The organism is Pseudomonas arsenicoxydans (assembly GCF_900103875.1).
Taxonomy (GTDB): Bacteria; Pseudomonadota; Gammaproteobacteria; order Pseudomonadales; family Pseudomonadaceae; genus Aquipseudomonas; species Aquipseudomonas arsenicoxydans.
Genome location: NZ_LT629705.1, coordinates 1,315,701 through 1,333,419, shown reverse-complemented (window position 1 = coordinate 1,333,419; position 17,719 = coordinate 1,315,701). Strand labels below are relative to the sequence as shown.

General features: G+C 59.7%; 20 protein-coding genes. 8 read left to right on the top strand and 12 right to left on the bottom strand.

Annotated features, from left to right (window positions below; genetic code table 11):
• The 3 genes from BLQ41_RS05985 to BLQ41_RS05975 are packed head-to-tail and all read left to right on the top strand — an operon-like array spanning window position 1 to window position 1,733.
• Entirely contained in the window at window positions 1–372 is a 372-nt protein-coding gene (locus BLQ41_RS05985) for a YcfL family protein (protein WP_090178209.1), read from the top strand.
• 23 nt (window positions 373–395) lie between these two features.
• Window positions 396–986 carry a penicillin-binding protein activator LpoB gene (gene lpoB, locus BLQ41_RS05980; protein WP_090178206.1) on the top strand — a complete coding sequence of 197 codons (591 nt, stop codon included), beginning with the start codon at window positions 396–398 and terminating at the stop codon, window positions 984–986.
• Between the two features lie 3 nt (window positions 987–989).
• On the top strand, window positions 990–1,733 hold the full coding sequence (locus BLQ41_RS05975; protein ID WP_090178203.1) for a penicillin-binding protein activator LpoB: 744 nt from the start codon (window positions 990–992) through the stop codon (window positions 1,731–1,733).
• A 56-nt stretch (window positions 1,734–1,789) separates the two neighbouring features.
• Here BLQ41_RS05975 and BLQ41_RS05970 read toward each other — a convergent pair whose 3' ends face one another.
• The 3 genes from BLQ41_RS05970 to BLQ41_RS05960 all read right to left on the bottom strand — a co-directional run bounded on the left by BLQ41_RS05970 (window position 1,790) and on the right by BLQ41_RS05960 (window position 5,054).
• Complete coding sequence (locus BLQ41_RS05970; protein WP_090178200.1) at window positions 1,790–2,422, bottom strand: LysE family transporter; 633 nt, start codon at window positions 2,420–2,422, stop codon at window positions 1,790–1,792.
• 140 nt (window positions 2,423–2,562) lie between these two features.
• A complete protein-coding gene (locus tag BLQ41_RS05965) occupies window positions 2,563–3,144 on the bottom strand; it encodes a mechanosensitive ion channel family protein (RefSeq protein ID WP_090178198.1) in 582 nt (193 codons plus the stop codon).
• A complete protein-coding gene (locus BLQ41_RS05960) occupies window positions 3,144–5,054 on the bottom strand; it encodes an ATP-binding cassette domain-containing protein (protein ID WP_090178195.1) in 1,911 nt (636 codons plus the stop codon). Before BLQ41_RS05960 ends, BLQ41_RS05965 begins: the two co-directional genes overlap by 1 nt.
• A 50-nt stretch (window positions 5,055–5,104) precedes the next feature.
• Here BLQ41_RS05960 and BLQ41_RS05955 point away from each other — a divergent pair, with 50 nt between their 5' ends.
• Complete coding sequence (locus tag BLQ41_RS05955) at window positions 5,105–5,569, top strand: TIGR02444 family protein (protein WP_090178192.1); 465 nt, start codon at window positions 5,105–5,107, stop codon at window positions 5,567–5,569.
• Here the strand turns inward: BLQ41_RS05955 and BLQ41_RS30770 are convergent.
• Window positions 5,566–6,732 (bottom strand): AlgP family protein, encoded by a 1,167-nt coding sequence (locus tag BLQ41_RS30770; protein ID WP_090178188.1) that lies wholly within the window; start codon window positions 6,730–6,732, stop codon window positions 5,566–5,568. The two genes, BLQ41_RS05955 and BLQ41_RS30770, sit on opposite strands and share 4 nt — an antisense overlap.
• 192 nt (window positions 6,733–6,924) lie before the next feature.
• On the opposite strand from BLQ41_RS30770, the gene BLQ41_RS05945 reads away from it, so the two are divergent.
• Window positions 6,925–7,590 carry an FKBP-type peptidyl-prolyl cis-trans isomerase gene (locus tag BLQ41_RS05945; protein ID WP_090178186.1) on the top strand — a complete coding sequence of 222 codons (666 nt, stop codon included), beginning with the start codon at window positions 6,925–6,927 and terminating at the stop codon, window positions 7,588–7,590.
• Between the two features lie 79 nt (window positions 7,591–7,669).
• Here the strand turns inward: BLQ41_RS05945 and BLQ41_RS05940 are convergent, their stop codons facing one another.
• From BLQ41_RS05940 to BLQ41_RS05910, 7 genes are all read right to left on the bottom strand, one after another.
• On the bottom strand, window positions 7,670–8,128 hold the full coding sequence (locus BLQ41_RS05940) for an Rsd/AlgQ family anti-sigma factor (protein ID WP_064680385.1): 459 nt from the start codon (window positions 8,126–8,128) through the stop codon (window positions 7,670–7,672).
• Between the two features lie 176 nt (window positions 8,129–8,304).
• Window positions 8,305–8,856: a disulfide bond formation protein B gene (locus BLQ41_RS05935; protein ID WP_090178183.1), complete on the bottom strand. Its 552-nt coding sequence runs from the start codon at window positions 8,854–8,856 to the stop codon at window positions 8,305–8,307.
• A gap of 264 nt (window positions 8,857–9,120) precedes the next feature.
• The gene (locus BLQ41_RS05930) at window positions 9,121–10,359 is read right to left on the bottom strand and encodes a heme biosynthesis protein HemY (protein ID WP_090178180.1); all 1,239 of its coding nucleotides are present in this window, start codon (window positions 10,357–10,359) and stop codon (window positions 9,121–9,123) included.
• Window positions 10,356–11,510 (bottom strand): uroporphyrinogen-III C-methyltransferase, encoded by a 1,155-nt coding sequence (locus BLQ41_RS05925; RefSeq protein ID WP_090178179.1) that lies wholly within the window; start codon window positions 11,508–11,510, stop codon window positions 10,356–10,358. The genes BLQ41_RS05930 and BLQ41_RS05925 overlap by 4 nt, the downstream gene beginning before the upstream one ends.
• Before the next feature lie 16 nt (window positions 11,511–11,526).
• Window positions 11,527–12,294: a uroporphyrinogen-III synthase gene (locus BLQ41_RS05920; RefSeq protein ID WP_090178176.1), complete on the bottom strand. Its 768-nt coding sequence runs from the start codon at window positions 12,292–12,294 to the stop codon at window positions 11,527–11,529.
• Window positions 12,291–13,232 (bottom strand): hydroxymethylbilane synthase, encoded by a 942-nt coding sequence (gene hemC, locus BLQ41_RS05915; RefSeq protein WP_090178174.1) that lies wholly within the window; start codon window positions 13,230–13,232, stop codon window positions 12,291–12,293. The genes BLQ41_RS05920 and hemC overlap by 4 nt, the downstream gene beginning before the upstream one ends.
• A 138-nt stretch (window positions 13,233–13,370) precedes the next feature.
• Window positions 13,371–14,117, bottom strand: a complete 747-nt coding sequence (locus BLQ41_RS05910) for a LytR/AlgR family response regulator transcription factor (RefSeq protein WP_090178171.1) — start codon at window positions 14,115–14,117, stop codon at window positions 13,371–13,373.
• 460 nt (window positions 14,118–14,577) lie between these two features.
• Between BLQ41_RS05910 and argH the strand changes: the two genes are divergently transcribed.
• Window positions 14,578–15,972 carry an argininosuccinate lyase gene (argH, locus tag BLQ41_RS05905; RefSeq protein WP_033060676.1) on the top strand — a complete coding sequence of 465 codons (1,395 nt, stop codon included), beginning with the start codon at window positions 14,578–14,580 and terminating at the stop codon, window positions 15,970–15,972.
• A 99-nt stretch (window positions 15,973–16,071) separates the two neighbouring features.
• On the opposite strand, the gene BLQ41_RS05900 is transcribed toward argH, so the two are convergent.
• Window positions 16,072–16,731: a glutathione S-transferase family protein gene (locus BLQ41_RS05900; protein WP_090178169.1), complete on the bottom strand. Its 660-nt coding sequence runs from the start codon at window positions 16,729–16,731 to the stop codon at window positions 16,072–16,074.
• A gap of 124 nt (window positions 16,732–16,855) precedes the next feature.
• On the opposite strand from BLQ41_RS05900, the gene BLQ41_RS05895 reads away from it, so the two are divergent.
• Window positions 16,856–17,140: a hypothetical protein gene (locus BLQ41_RS05895; RefSeq protein ID WP_007894899.1), complete on the top strand. Its 285-nt coding sequence runs from the start codon at window positions 16,856–16,858 to the stop codon at window positions 17,138–17,140.
• Between the two features lie 227 nt (window positions 17,141–17,367).
• Window positions 17,368–17,613, top strand: a complete 246-nt coding sequence (locus BLQ41_RS05890; RefSeq protein WP_090178166.1) for a TIGR02647 family protein — start codon at window positions 17,368–17,370, stop codon at window positions 17,611–17,613.
• Window positions 17,614–17,719 lie beyond the last annotated feature (106 nt).

The window sequence follows — 17,719 nt, the reverse complement described above, 5'->3', positions numbered from 1 at the left end:
ATGGGATTGAAACGCTTCGCCGTTGTCGCGCTGGCCCTGTTGGCTGGTTGCGCCACCCCACCGCCGCCGGAGCCGGGCAGTGCCGCCAGCAAAGTGCTGGCCACTGGACCGATTAAGGACGTGGCAATCGGTCCCATGCGCATGGCCAGGGAGAACGGTTTCCTGACAGTCAGCGCGCAGCTGAGCAACACCGACACCCACAATCGAACGCTCTATAACCGCTATTTGTGGATGGGACCAGAAGGTTTTCCCGTGGCCGAAGCCGACACATGGAAAAGCTTGACCCTATACGCCGGACAAACCAGTTTTGTGCCGGCCATTGCGCCCGTGCCCCAAGCCGTGGATTTCCGCCTGGAGATCAATACGCCGTGAACCGCCCACTTGAGACCTTGCCCATGTTTTTACGCGTTTCGTCCCTGACCCTGGCCGCGCTGCTGATCGGTGGCTGCGCTGAGAATCGCTCGCCTGTGCTGGGCAGTGGCAACATCAGCTACGGCGACCCGAAAGCTGTGGAACTGGTGACCAACGAATTCGGCTCGACCGACCTGCAGATGATCGCTGAAAGCATGACCCGCTCGCTCGCGCAGTCGGGCGTTCTGAAAGGTCGGCCTGTGGTTCAGGTATACGACGTGATGAACAAGACCAGCGAGTACATCGATACCCGCGAAATCACCACGTCGATCAAGACCCAACTGATGCGTTCCGGCACCGCGCGCTTTGCCAGCGACAACACGGACATGCAGAGCCAGGTCGACCACCTCAAATTGCAGAACCAGAGCGGTCTGTACAAAAAAAGCACGGTGGCCAAAACCGGCAACATGATCGCCGCCCGTTACCGCCTGGAAGGCTCGATCAGTTCGATCATCAAGCGCAGCAACGACTACAAGGACGTCTTCTACAAATTCAGCCTGCAATTGGTCGACGTCGAAAGCGGGCTGGCCGAGTGGATGGACGAGAAAGAAATCCGCAAAACCACGGAGCGCTAAGCAATGCGTGCATGGATTGGCATCATGGCCCTGGCCTGCGCCGTTAGCGCCCAGGCGGCCCCGAAAATCGCCGTCACCGACCTTGCCTATGAGGCCAGCGTGGATCAATACGTCCACGTGATCTCGGCCCGGGACAACCATCAGCAGGATTATTACGGGGCCAGCGGCTCGTCCAGCTATGACGAGTACACGACGCAGAATAGCTATCTGGAACAGACCGAAATCCGTCGTTTCAGTGGCGACATCAAAGGCCAGATGCTCAAGACCGGGATGTTCCAGTTGATTCAGGGCACGCCCTACACCGCCAGTGCCAAAAGGGATGTGTACGACGTGATCAAACGCATCAAGGCTGGCCAATTCGAAGGGGCCGACTACGTGTTGTTCGGCACACTGTCGGACATCGATTTCACCCAGGACATGAATGAACTGGCCAATACCGACAGCTATTCAGCGGTGCTGGCACTCACTCTGGTCGCGGATTTCAGCCTGATCAACACCAGGACGTACGAGATCACCTCGGCGTTCACCGCCATGGGTGAAGCCCAGGACACTAAACTGGTGAATGACCGTGATATTCACGTTTCGCTGAACCGCCCGCGAGTGGTGCGGGACGTGTCCAGGTCCTTGGGCGAGGACGTGGCTCGCCAATTGAGCGAACAGCTCGGGGATGGCAGTTATGTGCCATCGGGGCAACCAGAGCCGCGCACTGACCTGCCACCGGATACCGCGCCGGTCATTCTGCGCTGAACCCTGAAACGAAAAAGGCGACCTCTGGAGGTCGCCTTTTTTGTGCCTGAGCGCTTTTACACGGCGGCTTTACGCAGAGTCGCCATAAACGCCGCCGCGCCAATGAACAGCCCGGCAAACGTACGGTTCATGCGTTTTTGTTGTTGGGGCGTGCGCAACAGGCGCAGCACCTTCGACGCCAATCCGGTGTAACCAGCCATGACGATCAGGTCAACGCAGACCATGGTCACGCCGATGATCAGGTACTGAGCGAGCAGCGGCGCATGCGGATCAATGAACTGCGGCAGCACCGCCAGCATGAAGACCAGCGCCTTGGGGTTGCTGATGTTCACCAGGAATCCCCGGAACACTAACGCCATCGGCTTGCCAATCTGTCGCACCGCCGCGTCGTCACTCATGTCGCTGGGCAGCGCGCGCCATTGCTTGACTGCGAGGTACACCAGGTACGCGACGCCGAACCATTTGATCGCGTAAAAAGCTGAAGCAGACGCCGTGAGAATCGCGCCAACACCGGCGCCAACAATCGCGATCTGCACCGCCAGACCTATTTGCAGGCCCAAGGCATTCCAGTAACCACGCCAGAAACCGTATTGCAGACCGCTGGACATCGACGCAATGGCGCCGGCACCGGGAGACAAACTGATCACCCAACAGGCGGCAAAAAACGCCAGCCATGTTTGAAGCTCCATCGCACACCTCGACTCAGACTCGTATCAGACGTCTAAGCTAATGCGGCTTTGGGCCGATGACCACCGATTTTTTGCAGGATGTTGCGGCTGCCGACCAGCGTTTACGGCTTCAGGCTCGCAAATGCGGTCTATCAGAAGACCTACTTCTCAAACCCGCTCGAAGGAATCACATCACTGCCGCGCCAGCGTCGAACCGAACGCTGGAAGAACAGGCTGTTGGGCACTTGCACCATGGCGCTGCCGGTGCCGAGCTCTTGCGCTTCGATCAGCGTGGTGTAAAGCAGATTGATCGCCACCACCCGACCTTTGACGCCAGGCTTGTCGGTGGTGTCCACCAGTTCAACCACATCGCCTAGGCGGAACGGGCCGACGGTGAAAATCAAAATGGCGCACAGCAGATTGGAGAGCACGCTCCACATGGCGAAGAACGCCACTGCCGCGACCGCGACAAACCCGGACAACGCCGTCCAGAGCACCGTCGCCGACACGCCAAGGCGCTCCAGCACGAAAATCAGCGCGCTGCCCATGATCAGCCAGCGCAACCCACCGCGCAGCGGCATGAGCAACTGCGGCGGAAACGGGTAGCGATCGCCCAGGCGGGTCAGGCATTTAGCAACAAAGCGCTGGGCGAAGTAGCCGGCCAGCAGGATCAACAGGATTTGCGCGACGAGCCAGATCGGTTCGACCCACACCGCTGGCAGCGGCAGCCTGAAGGCTTCCATCAGGACAACGCCTCCAGCTCCGCCTGCATGCTTTCCAGCACTTCCAGGGCTTCCATCCAGGCTTCTTCCAGCTCGGCTTCACGCACCTTCAGCTTGGCCTGTTCCGCCAGCAGGTCACGCAAATCGTTCTTGCGCGCCGGTTCGTAAATGTCGCTGTCGCCAAGACTTGTGTCGATCTTCGCCAGCTTCTCGTGCAGCTTGCCCAGCTCGACTTCAAGCTTGTCGGCTTCGCGCTTGTGCGGTGCCAGTTGCTGACGCAACGCAGCAGCGGCCTGGCGCTGGGCTTTCTTGTCAGTCTTGTCCGGATTGACCAGGGTGTTGCTGACCGGGGCATTGCGCTGACGATAGTCGACCAGCCAACGGGCGTAGTCTTCCAGGTCACCGTCGAACTCCTCGACCTTGCCGTCGGCCACCAGGTAGAAATTGTCGGTGGTGCTTTTGAGCAGATGACGATCGTGGGAGACCACCAATACCGCGCCACTGAATTCCTGCAGGGCCATGGTCAGCGCCAGGCGCATTTCCAGGTCCAGGTGGTTGGTCGGTTCGTCGAGCAGCAACAGGTTCGGCCGATCCCAGGCAATCAAGGCCAGGGCCAGACGGGCCTTTTCACCACCGGAGAAATTCAGCACCGGTTCATCGATACGCGCGCCACGGAAGTCGAAACCGCCGAGGAAGTCGCGCAAGGTCTGCTCGCGTTCGGTCGGCGCCAGGCGCTGCAAGTGCAGCAACGGGCTGGCCTTGGAATCCAGAGAGTCCAGCTGATGCTGGGCAAAGTAGCCCACGACGGTGTTCTCGCCGCGCGTCAAGCGACCGGACAGCGGTTCGAGTTCACCGGCGAGGTTTTTGATCAGGGTCGACTTACCGGCGCCGTTTGGCCCGAGCAAGCCGATCCGTGCGCCGGGAGTCAGTTGCAGCTTGACCTTCTCCAGCACCGCTTTGTCACCGTAACCCAGACGAGCGTCCGACAGATCAATCAATGGGCTGGAGATTTTCTGCGATTCGCGGAAGACGAAGTCGAACGGCGAATCGACGTGGGCGGCAGACAGTTCTTCCATCCGCTCCAGCGCCTTGATCCGGCTCTGTGCCTGACGGGCCTTGGTAGCCTGAGCCTTGAAGCGGGCGATGTAGCTTTCCATGTGCGCACGTTGTGCCTGTTGCTTCTCGTAGGCCTGCTGTTGCTGGGCCAGACGTTCGGCACGCGCACGTTCGAAGGCGCTGTAACCACCGCGGTACAGGGTGATCTTGCGCTGATCGACATGGGCGACATGATCGACCACGGCATCGAGGAAATCCCGGTCGTGGGAAATCAGCAGCAAGGTGCCGGGGTAGCTCTTGAGCCATTCTTCGAGCCAGATGATGGCGTCGAGGTCCAAGTGGTTGGTCGGTTCGTCGAGCAGCAACAAGTCCGATGGGCACATCAAAGCCTGCGCCAGGTTCAGACGCATCCTCCAACCACCAGAGAAATCTCCTACCGGGCGATCCATCTGCTCGTTGGTGAACCCGAGGCCGGCCAGCAGCTTGCGGGCACGGGCATCGGCGGTGTAACCGTCGGCGCTGTCGAGTTCCGAGTGCAGGCGGGCCTGAGCCGCGCCGTCATGCGCAGCTTCGGCCGCAGCGAGGTCACGTTGCACCTCACGCAGGCGCAGGTCGCCATCGAGCACGTAGTCGACCGCCAAGCGTTCGAGCGTCTCGATTTCCTGGCGCATGTGGGCGATGCGCCAGTCGGCCGGCAAGAAGCAGTCACCCGAGTCCGGGTGCAGTTCGCCCCGGATCAAGGCGAACAGGCTCGATTTGCCGGCGCCGTTGGCACCGATGAGGCCGGCTTTGTGGCCGGCGTGCAGGGTCAGCTCAGCGTCTTCTAGCAGACGTTGAGGGCCACGCTGTAAAGTCAGGTTCTGAAGTCGAATCATAATGGCGGCGGAGTCTACCAGCTTCGCTCGCAACTGGCGCGAGTAGCACTATGTCCTCTGACCTGTGGAGCTTTTCCCTGACCACCTACGCCCGTCCCGGCGTTGAACGTTCGTGCCTGCACTTGCAGTCGGCGGGGGTGAACGTGTGCCTGCTGCTGTGCGGGTTGTGGCTGGAAGAACGTGGCGTGGCCTGTAACGAACAACGCTTGCAGCAGCTTCGCGATATAGCCGGGCCTTGGGACGCGGACGTCGTGCAACCGTTGCGCGCTTTGCGCCAGCAATGGAAAGCCGCCGCGAGCGAGGACGCCGGGCTGGATGGTTTGCGCGATAAAGTGAAGTCACTGGAGATCGAAGCCGAACGGCTTTTGTTGTCGCGGCTGGAGCTTTTGGCGCAGCGTTGGCCGCAGTGTGAGGCGACCGATCCAACGGCCTGGCTGGAAGGTGTGGCGGCAGGCGCCGCACACCTGGACCGCGACGCGCTGCATCAGCTGCGCGTCGCGGCAACCGGCACTTAGGAAGCGCTGGTTGGGGTGGTGCTGGTGCTCGACGGGGCGGCTGGCGTTGGCGCAGTCGTAGTTGTCGAGGTTGCTGCTGGCGCTGGAGCAGCCGATGCAGCAGGTGCCGGAGCCGACGTCGCTGGCTTTGCAACTGGCGCAGTGGCGGGCTTGGCAGTAGCGACCGGCTTTTTCACGGCAGGTTTTGCAACTGCAGTTTTAGCAGCTGGCTTCGCAGCGGCGGGTTTAGCTGCAGCAGGTTTTGCGGCGGCTGGTTTTACCGCAGCTTTTACAGCCGGTTTGGCTGCAGCGGTTTTTGCCGCGGCTGGCTTGGCAGCAGGTTTTGCAGCGGCAGTTTTGGCAGCCGGTTTTGCAGCGGCTGTTTTAGCAGCTGGTTTTGCAGCGGCAGCTTTGGCGGCTGGTTTTGCAGCAACTGGCTTGGCGGCTGGCTTGGCAGCAGCAGTTTTAGCGGCTGGCTTTGCGGCCGATTTAGCAGCCGGTTTTGCCGCTGCGGTTTTCGCCACAGCCGGTTTGGCAGCAGCGGTTTTTGCAGCAGGTTTAGCGGCAGCTGTTTTTGCAGCAACTGGCTTGGCGGCAGGTTTGGCAGCCGATGTTTTAGCAGCTGGTTTGGCAGCGCTGGCAGCGACTGGTTTTCTCGCCGCCGGTTTTGCAGCAAGCTTGGCTGCAGCTTTCACCGGTGCCTTGGCAGCAGGCTTGGCCGGCGCTTTCACAGCGGCAGGTTTGGCAGCAGCTTTCTTGGCAGGTGCCGCAGCAGGCTTCGCCGAACGCAGGGACAACGCCTTGCTGACAGCCTCTTGTACACGACCGACGCCCTGGGCCAGTTTCAGGCTTTCTTGAGCATCACGCTTGAGTTGCAGAATGTAGCTGCGCGTTTCAGATTGACGATCTTTGAGGGCATCGAGCAAGTCCTCAAGTTCTTTCACCGCACCTTTGGCTTTGGTTTGCGCCTTGGCTTTTCCAGCTGCCGCGGCGTCCTGCAATTTGGTACGGGACTTGTGCAATTTCTCCTGCGCTTTTCCGCGCTGTTTTTCCAATTTGGCGAGCAGTTTTTCAGCATCAGCCAAGGCTTGCGAACAAGCGGTTTCCAAATGCTCGAGCAGACTGCCCGAGAGTTGTTGGAGTAAGTGCAACGGGGTATTTACTGGCTTCTTGGTGGCCGACATGGTTTACCTCCTGGCTGACGTGGGTGCGGCTCATACTAGACCTCTGCAGACACCGCCGCTAGGGCATGTTGACAGTATCGAAAGCGCTGCGTTGCAACGAATCGAAAATCTTCTGCACTTGCGCAAAACCAGTTCACCTTCGAGCGCTTTCACACTGGCATAATCCACCGCATCTCAGGTCGGAGAGTGCCCATGTCGCGCTACCTTTTTTTATCGCTGTGCGTGTTTTTTTCCGTTGCCCAGGCCGCTGAAAAAACCACTGCAAATGACGCTCACGATCTCGCTTACAGCCTGGGTGCGAGCCTGGGCGAACGCTTGCGCCAAGAGGTGCCGGATCTGCAGATCCAGGCACTGCTCGACGGCTTGCAGCAAGCTTACCAAGGCAAGCCGCTGGCGTTGAAAGACGAGCAGATCGAACAGATTCTTGCCGAGCATGAAGCGCAAGTCGCCGAGCAGTCCTCTGTTCCGCAAAGTGAAGCTGCACTTGAAAAGGAGCAGCATTTTCTCGCCGAGGAAAAAGCCAGGCCGGGTGTTCGCGAACTGGCGGATGGAATTCTACTGACGGAGTTGGCGCCGGGCACTGGCGCCAAGGCGGGTCCTAACGGCAAGGTCGAAGTGGTGTATATCGGACGCCTTCCGGACGGCACCGTGTTCGACCAGAACAGCAAGCCGCAATGGTTCAGTCTCGACAGCGTAATCAGTGGCTGGCGCAGCGCCTTGCAAAACATGCCGGTCGGCGCGAAATGGCGCTTGGTGATTCCATCGTCTCAAGCCTACGGCGCAGACGGTGCCGGCGACCTGATCGCGCCGTTCACACCGCTGGTGTTTGAAGTCGAATTGCGCGGCGTTACGAGCTGATAGCCAGAAACGAAAAACGGCGCGCATAGCGCACCGTTTCAGCTTCCCTTTGGGAGGGGATGGTCTTGCAGGGAAAACCTCAGGCCTGGACCGAGTCCTCTTCCTTGTGAGCGGTGTGCAGCACTTCGATCAGACAATCTTCCAGCTCGAAGCGCTCGTGCAACAGCCCGCCCAGCTCCTTGAATTTCTCCGCGACGCATTTGCCTGCATCACACAGGTCGTTGAACGCGAGCAGCTTCTCGGTGATCACGTCGATGCGCGGGTAGATGGTCTCGGCGAGTTCCAGACCACGCTTGTCGTTGAAGGCTTTGGCCTCCCCGGTCAGCTGTTCGTAGATCTCGAAGTGCCCCGCAGACACGTAGTCAACCAGCACTCCGCAGAACTCCTGCAAAGGCTTTCGATTTTCGCCCAAAGCCTCTGGCTTGGCACCGAGAGCATCGTAGGCTCGAACCAGTTCGTGACGCTCCTGCAACCAGCGATCGATCAGCAGATGCACTCCACCCCAGCGTTCCTGAGCATTCTGACAACTTTCGAGCATGGTGATCTCTCTTCCCTTGTGGGTCATGCTGCCCTACACCTGTCGCAGACTTGAAATCAAGAAACGGCCAGGCAGAGCGTCATCGAGCAACATAATTCCAATGACACGTGCGGGCCAGATTATGCCCGCGCGACAATGGCTTCAAGGTACGCAGGAGATAAAGTTCATACAAGTGTTTAATCTCCCGCCGGCGGCCGGTGCGACGACGTGCCGCTGAGCGGTCGTTTGCAGGCAAGCCAGACAATGCGCAGCAACTGATAGACCCCCAGGATCGTCATCGCCATGAACAGCAGCAGACTCCACTCCGGGAGGCTCAAATCGAATAGCGTCCAGGAGATTTCTGCGCAATCCGCGTCTCCGTTGAACATCTTCGTCATTTGGCACAACCACGGTAAGTCCTCGTACAGCCCCTCAGAACGGACCGAACAGGCCGAAGGCTGATGCGACGGATCGCTCTGCAATAGAACCTGCCGCCACGCTGTGACCGTGCCCGCAAGACTGCAGAACAGACCAAGCAGCCAATAGAGGAAATTCCCGAAGCGACCAGGACCATGCACTGAAGCCACCAGGCAGACACCGGCGAACAATGCCAGGCAAAGCCGCTGCAAAAGGCACAATCCGCAAGGCTTGAGACCGACCGCATATTCCAGGTAATAGGAAACACCCAAGGCCAGGGCACCTGCAATGAAAGCCATGAAAAACAATGAGCGTGAGCAGGCCAAAAACATGGCTTATCCGTAACAGTAGAGACAGGCGGTTACGGTAGAGGAAAGCGCGCCAGCCTTTCAAGGCAGGCCAGCACGGACACTTCACCAAAAGTGTAGGGAATTCCCGACAGGAACTAGAGGACTTGGTGTAGTCCTCTGTAGGACGATGCCTTTCAGGGACTACAGCGCCAAACATTCAACCTGTTTTGGGTCGCAGAACAGGCTCAAAAATCAGCTCCCGACCCGGTAGCAGCTGCGCACGGCGGCAGCTACAGAGGACCGGATTCAGGCGTAAACGGGAGCTGGCAGCGGTGCCGCCAACAAACGCTCATCCAGCAGCCCCAGACCTTCCTGAAACAACTGGTTGCTGCGTTCCGTGTCGCCCAGTTGCGCGAGCAACCGTGCCAGTTCGGCACACGCCTCGGGATTGCGCTGCACCCGCAAACTGCTTTCCAGATAGTCACGCGCCTTGCCCCACAGACTGCTTTGCAGACACAAGCGACCCAAGGTCAGTAACAGGCTCGCGTCTGCGGGGTGATCCTTGAGCCAACCTTCGGCGGTGTGCAACTGACGAGCCGGATCGCTACCGCGAACCAGGCCGTAGAGACGCGCCAGGTGACTGTTGTAATCACGCTTGAGGGCCGTGCGCAGAACCTCTTCAGCTTCGACTTGTGCGCCCAACTGCCGCAACTGTTCGGCGTAGGCCAGCACCAGTTGTGGCTCCTGGCGCTGAGCTGAAGTGAGCTGCTGCCAGGCGCGATTAAGCGATTGCAGACCGACCGTGCCGTCCTCTTCCTGACGCGCCGCCAGAGAAAGGTTTTCACCCCAGGCCCGGCGCTCCAGCTCAGTCAGTTCGGCAGGTGGCAATACTTTATCCTTGCGCAGTTCTGGCAGCAGACGAATCACTGCCGACCAATCGCCGCGCTGCTGGTGCAGGCGCTGCAACTGGCGCAGGGTCTGAGCGTTATGAGGATGACGCTCGTGCATCGCTTGCAGCGTCGCCAGGGCGCCTTCAGTGTCGCCCCGATCGGTCTGCAACTGGGCATGGCTCAACGCAATGGCCAGCTCGGCCTGGGGCTGACGCTCGAGGGCGCGCTCCAGCAAGCTGTCGCTTTCCTCGTAAAGACCTTGTTCATTGGCAGCACGCGCCGCGCCGAGGTAGTAGAGCAGCGGTTGGCGCTCGGCTTCGGCGGCGCGATGCAGATGACGCTGCGCACTGGCCCAGCGCCCCTCGGCCAAGTCCAACTGGCCGTGCTCAATCGCCACTTGCACACGACGGCTGCGATTACGCCGCGACCAGGGATTGACCACGCCGCTGGAGGTCGTCACCAGGCCGATCAACGCCTTGACGCCCCAGAACACCAGCCAGAGCACCGCGACCAGAGCCAGGGTCGCCCACAGGCTCGATTCATAGCGAAAGGTTTTGTAGGCGATCAACACGTAACCGGAATGCTCGGCGATCGCCAGGCCCAGCGCAGCGGCCGCCGCGATGACCAGAAACACGATCACATAGAGACGTTTCATGGCGTGGCCTCCTGCACAGTGTTCGCAGCAGGTTTGGCCATTGGCTTGATCGAATCTTCGGCGTTCACATTACGGCGCTCCAGATAACCCTGAACCGCGCTCAGCGTTGCGGTCAGGTCCGGCGTGATGACGGTGACCGGTTGCTTGCTCAACTCGCCCACCTGCTCAAGCATGACTTTGCTTTGCGGGTTGTCCGGGTTGAAATTGCCTTTCAATACGTCACGCGCCTCGGTCAGCGCCTGGGTATAAACCGCTGCCTGGCCGTTGAGAGCGGCCCATTGCGCTTGTTCCAGCGCCAGGCTCAGGGCCAGACGCACCTGACTCAGACTCTGCCCAGCCAGCAACGGACGAACATTCTTGTCGGCATTGAAGTCGATACGGATGTAGCGCGAAATCTGGTCCCACCACTGCGCCCAACGACTGGCGCCATCGCCATCGGCGGTCAGGCCCAACAGCGACTCACCGCGATCCTTGTACTCGGGCGCCAGCTCAGTGAGGCTAATGACCTGATCACGCAAAGCGCCCAGTCGCAGGAACAGTCCGGTGCGATCCGGTTGTTCGGTGCTGCGCAGAGCCACCAGGGTTTTGGCCACTTGCTCACGAGCGGCAAAGGAACCCGGGTCGTTCTGTTCGCGAAGAATTTCATCGGCACCCTGCACCAGGGCCTGAGCGCTGCTGATGTCCTGCAGCGCAGAAAGGCGCAGGCTGGCCAGACGCAACAAGTGTTCTGCTTCAGCCAGACGCCAATCCTTGCGACTGGCACCGAGGACGGTTTCCAGCCGCTGGTTCAGGCGTTGCTGATCAGCTTGAAGCTGAATCACCAGACGGCTGCGAGCGTCCAGTTCCTCGGCTGCGGGCAGTTGTTCCAGGCGCGCACTCAGTCGCTGCTCGTTAAGTTTCAGACTTTGCGCCTGATCGCTCAACGCCTGGACCTGGCTCAATTGCTGTTGAGTATTGGCTTGCAGGTGACGCACTTGCCAGACTCCCCAGCCGCCGACGGCAACACCGGCAGCTCCGAGCAGCAGCGCGACAATTGCCAGCCCATTGCCCCGGCGCTGCACAGCAGCAGGGGGTGGTGTTTGAACCGGTGCATCAACCGGTGCATCAAGTACCGGCTGGACGTCATCTTTAGGCAAGGCTGTTTCGCTCACGTATCCATCCTTTGCATTAAAAAACGGGTTCGGGATGCTCCCGTAACGCCGTCAGCAAAGCCGCGGCACTGGCGCCACGACAATCCACAACTGTCAGGGCCCCGGCGGCATGTGCCAGCTCGGCGACCCTGGGGCTTGGAACAAACAACGGCAACCGCGCCAGCGCAGGCCAGGCATCACCCGCCAATTGGCGCAGGTGCTCAAAACCCTGTCCACTGCTGACCACCAGCCCGTTCAAGCGTTCCGCTTCAATCCGGTCAGGCAATGCCGCCGGCGGGTAATGAGGCAGACCCCGACGGTACAACTCCAGATACTCGACACTAGCACCAAGCTCGCGCAAACGCTCAGCCAGCAACTCACGACCGCCCTCCCCGCGCATGATCAACACGCGTGAAAAGGGTCGAGCGATAGCCTTGCGCAACGAGGGAAGTTCAAGCAAGGCTTCACTGTCATCGCCCTCGGCAGGAAAATTCACATTCAACCCGTTATCCGCGAGGACCTGCGCGGTCGCCGCGCCCACGCTGAACCAACTTGGGCTCGGTGGCTGCGGCCCATATCGATTGAGCAGGTCAACGCCGATTCGGGCGGCTGGCTTGCTGACCACGATCACCGCGTCAAACCGGTTCAGCCCCTGAATGACGTCGCGCATTGTGTCAGAGACCGGGATCGGGGCTATTTCCAAAAGCGGCAAGCTGCTGCTGAAAATCCCCATTTGCGCCAACGCGCCACTCAACGCCGCTGACTCATCCACAGGGCGTGTCAGCAGCAGGCGCCACCCCGTCACTCGTGACCTGCCTCGCCATAGACCGCTTTGAGGATGTCGTTGGCACCCTGGCTCAGCAAGTCTTCGGCGACTTGCACGCCCAAGGCTTCTGCGTCACTGCGTGGCGCACGGGCCTCGGCGCTGAGCAGCAGGCCGCCGCTCGGATCGCCCACCAGACCACGCAACCAGAGCTGCTCGCCTTCAAGCACGGCGTAGCAGGCGATTGGTACTTGGCAGCCGCCATTCAGATGTTTGTTGAGAGCTCGTTCAGCGATCACCCGAGTGGCGGTGTCCTGGTGATGCAGCGGCGCCAGCAGGGAGTGGATTTCGCTGTCGGCGCTGCGGCATTCAATACCGACTGCGCCCTGGCCACCGGCCGGCAGGCTATCGTCGACGCTGATCGCCGAGGTGATGCGATCTTCAAAGCCGAGGCGAATCAGGCCGGCGGCCGCCAAGATGATGGCGTCATATTCGCCAGCATCGAGCTTGGCCAGGCGCGTGTTGACGTTGCCGCGCAGGAAACGGATTTCCAGGTCCGGGCGACGAGTCAACAATTGGGCTTGGCGACGCAGGCTCGACGTACCGACGATGCTGCCCGGCGGCAACGCATCCAGACTGGCATAAGTGTTGGAGACGAAGGCATCACGCGGGTCTTCGCGCTCGCAGATGCAAAACAGACCGAGGCCTTCAGGGAAGTCCATCGGCACGTCTTTCATGGAGTGCACCGCAATGTCCGCTTCGTTTTCCAGCAGCGCGGTTTCCAGTTCCTTGACGAACAGGCCCTTGCCACCGATTTTCGACAGCGGCGAGTCGAGCAGCTTGTCGCCGCGACTGACCATGGGCACCAGCGTCACGAGCAGACCTGGATGGGCCTCGATCAGACGGGCTTTGACGTATTCGGCCTGCCACAGGGCGAGAGCACTTTTGCGGGTGGCGATGCGGATTTCGCGAGAGGACATGGATCAATCCGTACTGAATAGATACGGCGGATAATAACAGCTCAGCCAAATCCACTTTGACTTGTATCAGACACTGCATGGCCTCCCTGGCCTCGAATGTCCAGCAATCGGGTATGAAATCCGCCTGCAAACAGCCGATTAAAGCTGTTGCATCATTTTTCGCACGCCAGCCACATGACGGCGACTGACGATCAGGGCGTCACCGTTCAGGCCTTTGAGGAACAGCTGAAAATGCCCCAGAGGCGTGCGTTGCAGGCGCTCGATACGCTCGCGAGCGACCAGTGCATTACGGTGGATTCGCACGAATCGATCGCCGAACTCATCTTCAAGGGCCTTGAGCGGTTCATCCAGCAGCACTTCGCCGCCTTCGTGGCGCAAGGTCACGTACTTATGATCGGCAATGAAGTACACCACCTGACCCAAGGGGATCAGTTCAATGCCTTTACGGGTACGGGCACTGATATGGCTTCGCGGACCGCTGCCGGTTTCGGCGGCGGGACGGGTCAGGGCTGCGAGCTGGACGCGATTGGGCCGCTCGGCTTTTTTCAATGCTTCTTGTAAATGTTCAGTTCGCACAGGCTTCACCAGATAGCCCACGGCGCTGGCCTGCAGGGCTTCCACGGCAAATTCATCGGGCCCGGTGCAAAACACCACGGCGGGCGGGGTTTCGCGTTCGCACAACCGGGCAGCCACTTGCAGGCCATCAAGGCCTGGCATACGGATATCGAGCAGCACGATATCCGGCTTGTGGCTGTCGATCAGTGCCAACGCCTCTTCGCCGTTCGTGGCGCTGGGCTCCAGGACACTGTATCCCTCAAGTTCGCCAACCATTCGGCTCAGGCGCTCGCGGGCTAAGGGTTCGTCATCAACGATCAGGACATTCATATTGCGCTGGATTCCTGCGTGAGTCTCGCACAAGGATAGCGTAGACAGGGGAAGTGACGTCCGTCACCGCGATCCACGCTAAGACTGGCGCGAGGGCCAAAAAGTGCCGCGAGACCGGCGGCTAAATTTTCAACTGCCGAGTATTTGGAGGCTCTGGCCCGCGTTAGCGAGGTATCGCCGTAGGGTTTGCCGATACACAATATGAACACCCCCTCTTCTTATAGTCAGCGGCAGCGCCCAGAAGTGCGCTGATCCTACTGTCCAACTGTAGACGGTTGCCGAGACGATATTGCTCAATTGAAAAATATCGTTGCGCAATTTCCCACAAGGCCTGTCCTGAGTATGGACCGCAGGATGAGAAAAAAACGTGTCGACCAGTGTCAGCGACAGGATTGGCAACCCTGTTATTATCCGCGACAGCTTCCAACGACATTTTTCTCCAGCCGATACGAGCGAATTCATGAGCACTGACAAGACCAATCAGTCCTGGGGCGGCCGCTTCAGTGAACCCGTCGACGCCTTCGTCGCCCGCTTCACCGCCTCCGTCACTTTCGACCAGCGCCTGTATCGCCACGACATCATGGGCTCGATCGCCCACGCCACCATGCTGGCCAAGGTCGGCGTGCTGACCGATGCCGAGCGCGACAGCATCACCGATGGCCTGAAGACCATCCAGGGTGAAATCGAGGCCGGCCAGTTCGACTGGCGCATCGACCTCGAAGACGTGCACATGAACATCGAGGCGCGCCTGACCGACCGCATCGGCGTCACCGGTAAAAAGCTGCACACCGGCCGCAGCCGTAACGACCAGGTGGCCACCGACATCCGCCTGTGGCTGCGTGACGAGATCGACCTGATCCTGAGCGAAATCACCCGTCTGCAAAAAGGCTTGCTGGAGCAGGCCGAGCGTGAAGCAGGCAGCATCATGCCGGGCTTCACTCACCTGCAAACCGCACAGCCGGTGACCTTCGGGCACCACATGCTGGCGTGGTTCGAAATGCTCAGCCGCGACTATGAACGCCTGGTCGACTGCCGCAAGCGCACCAACCGCATGCCACTGGGCAGTGCTGCATTGGCCGGCACCACCTACCCGATCGACCGTGAATATACCGCTCAGCTTTTAGGCTTCGACGCGGTCGGCGGCAACTCGCTGGACAACGTGTCCGATCGCGACTTCGCCATCGAGTTCTGCTCGGCTGCGAGCATCGCGATGATGCACCTGTCGCGCTTCTCCGAAGAGCTGGTGCTGTGGACCAGCGCGCAATTCCAGTTCATCGATCTGCCGGACCGTTTCTGCACCGGTAGCTCGATCATGCCGCAAAAGAAAAACCCGGACGTGCCAGAACTGGTTCGCGGCAAGACCGGCCGTGTGTTCGGTGCCTTGATGGGCCTGCTGACCTTGATGAAAGGCCAGCCACTGGCCTACAACAAGGACAACCAGGAAGACAAGGAACCACTGTTCGACGCCGCCGACACCTTGCGCGACTCGCTGCGCGCCTTTGCCGACATGATCCCGGCGATCAAGCCCAAGCACGCGATGATGCGCGAAGCGGCGTTGCGCGGTTTCTCCACCGCCACCGACCTGGCCGATTATCTGGTGCGTCGTGGCCTGCCGTTCCGTGACTGCCACGAAATCGTTGGCCATGCCGTGAAGTACGGCGTGGAAAGCGGTAAAGACCTGGCGGAAATGAGCCTGGAAGAGCTGCGCAAGTTCAGCGACCAGATCGATCAGGACGTGTTTGCCGTGCTGACACTGGAAGGCTCGGTCAATGCCCGTGACCATATCGGCGGCACTGCGCCGGCGCAGGTCAAGAAGGCAGTGGCACGCGGTCAGGCGCTGCTCGCCAGCCGTTAAAGGCAAAAGCATCGCGAGCAGGCTCGCTCCCACAAGGATCACACTGAACCTGTGGGAGCGAGCCTGCTCGCGATGACTGACTTCAGAAACTTACAAAACTCACTTCTTGGACGAGACCATCGCCATAAACGCTGGCATCGCCGCTTCCTTGTCCGCTGCAATTCTCTTCACATTCGGATTCTGCTCCAGACGCTCCAGCAGCGCCTTGGCCCCTGGCATATCGGCCAGCAGATCGATATCGAACAGTTTCTGCGCCACAGCACAGGCCAACGGCACGCTGTACAGGAAATACAAATCGGCAAGGCTCAGATGCTCACCCGCCACATAAGGGGCGAATTTGCCGTGCCTGCCCAAGGACGCAAACCCCAGCAACAGCTCAGCCTTGGTCTTGTCCTTGATCGCGTCCGGCACCTGCATGCCGAAAAATGCCTGGGGATAACAAGCGCGAGCAGGCAACTCGATGTACAGCTCGATTTCCTTGGCCATTGCCAACACTTGCGCACGCTCGAACGGATCGCTCGGTAATAGTGGCGTGCCGGCCTGGCTTTGCTCGATGTACTCAAGAATCACGGCTGTTTCGTTGATAAAACCTTGTTCGACGCCCAGCACCGGCACTTTGCCGCGCGGGCTGATGGCCAGTGCCTCGGGGCTGTTGCCCGCATAAAAAGGCACCTCTTCAAACGGCAGTCCCTTCTCCAGCAGCGCCAGTTTCACCATGTTGTAGTAGTTACTGACGGAAAAACCATAAAGCTTGAGCATCACATAGCCTCCAGGCCGTGCGGGGTTGGCAGTCCTGTTTTATAGAACGCCAAGGCGATTCTTGCCAGCAGCATCACAGCGCTGAATGCAGGTAAACTGGCCGCCTTAACTTGAGGAGCCTGCCATGAGCGAGCCAACTGATATCGAGATCGACGAAGAAGAGTTCGCCGAAAACACCCTGATCGAAGCCATCGAAAACCAGATTGAAAGCGACAACCCGCCAGCGGCCAAGGCCACCTTCAACAAGCTGACCCTGGTGGGCTACGAGCGCGAAGAAATCCTCAACCTGATGGCTCACGTGTTGGCGGTAGAAATCGACGCGATCCTGGAAGAAGACCGCGCGTTCAACACCGAATGGTACGAAACGGCTCTGCGTGCGCTGCCGGAATTGCCGCCGGAAAAGAAGTAAATCGGACACCGTTGGGAGCGTGCAACGCGCTCCCAACACAGATTGTCACGAAACATTCCTGCCTTCCCCCAGCCCCTGACTACACTGGTACGCACCCCGCTGCCGCACCACCCGCCGGGGAATGCTTCCCGAGGCGAAAAAACCCTGATGCAGGCACTGGACATGCCGCACGAGTGGGCTCACCTTAGGGGCGCTGTCGTCCAATTCCTAGAAAGTCTGGAGTCCTTATGTCGCTTACCCCTGAGTTGGTTGCCGAACTGGAAGTCCTCGCACTCTTCAACCTGGACAGTTCCCAGGAAGGTTTGAAAATTCATCAGACCGCTGCCCCGAAACACATCGCCGCCGCCAAACGCCTTTTCGAAAAAGACCTGATCGACCAGCCTGATGGCGGTTATCTGACCAGTCTGGGTCGTGACGCCGCGCAAAATGTACAAACCGTTCTGACGATTCTGAGCGTCCAGGAAACAGCCTGAGTATCAGTGCATCGCCCACGGAAACCCCTGTCACGGGATTTCCGCGGGCCACTTTGCTTGCTGCCGTCGCCACACGATAAAAATCTGACGTCAAAGACACAAATCA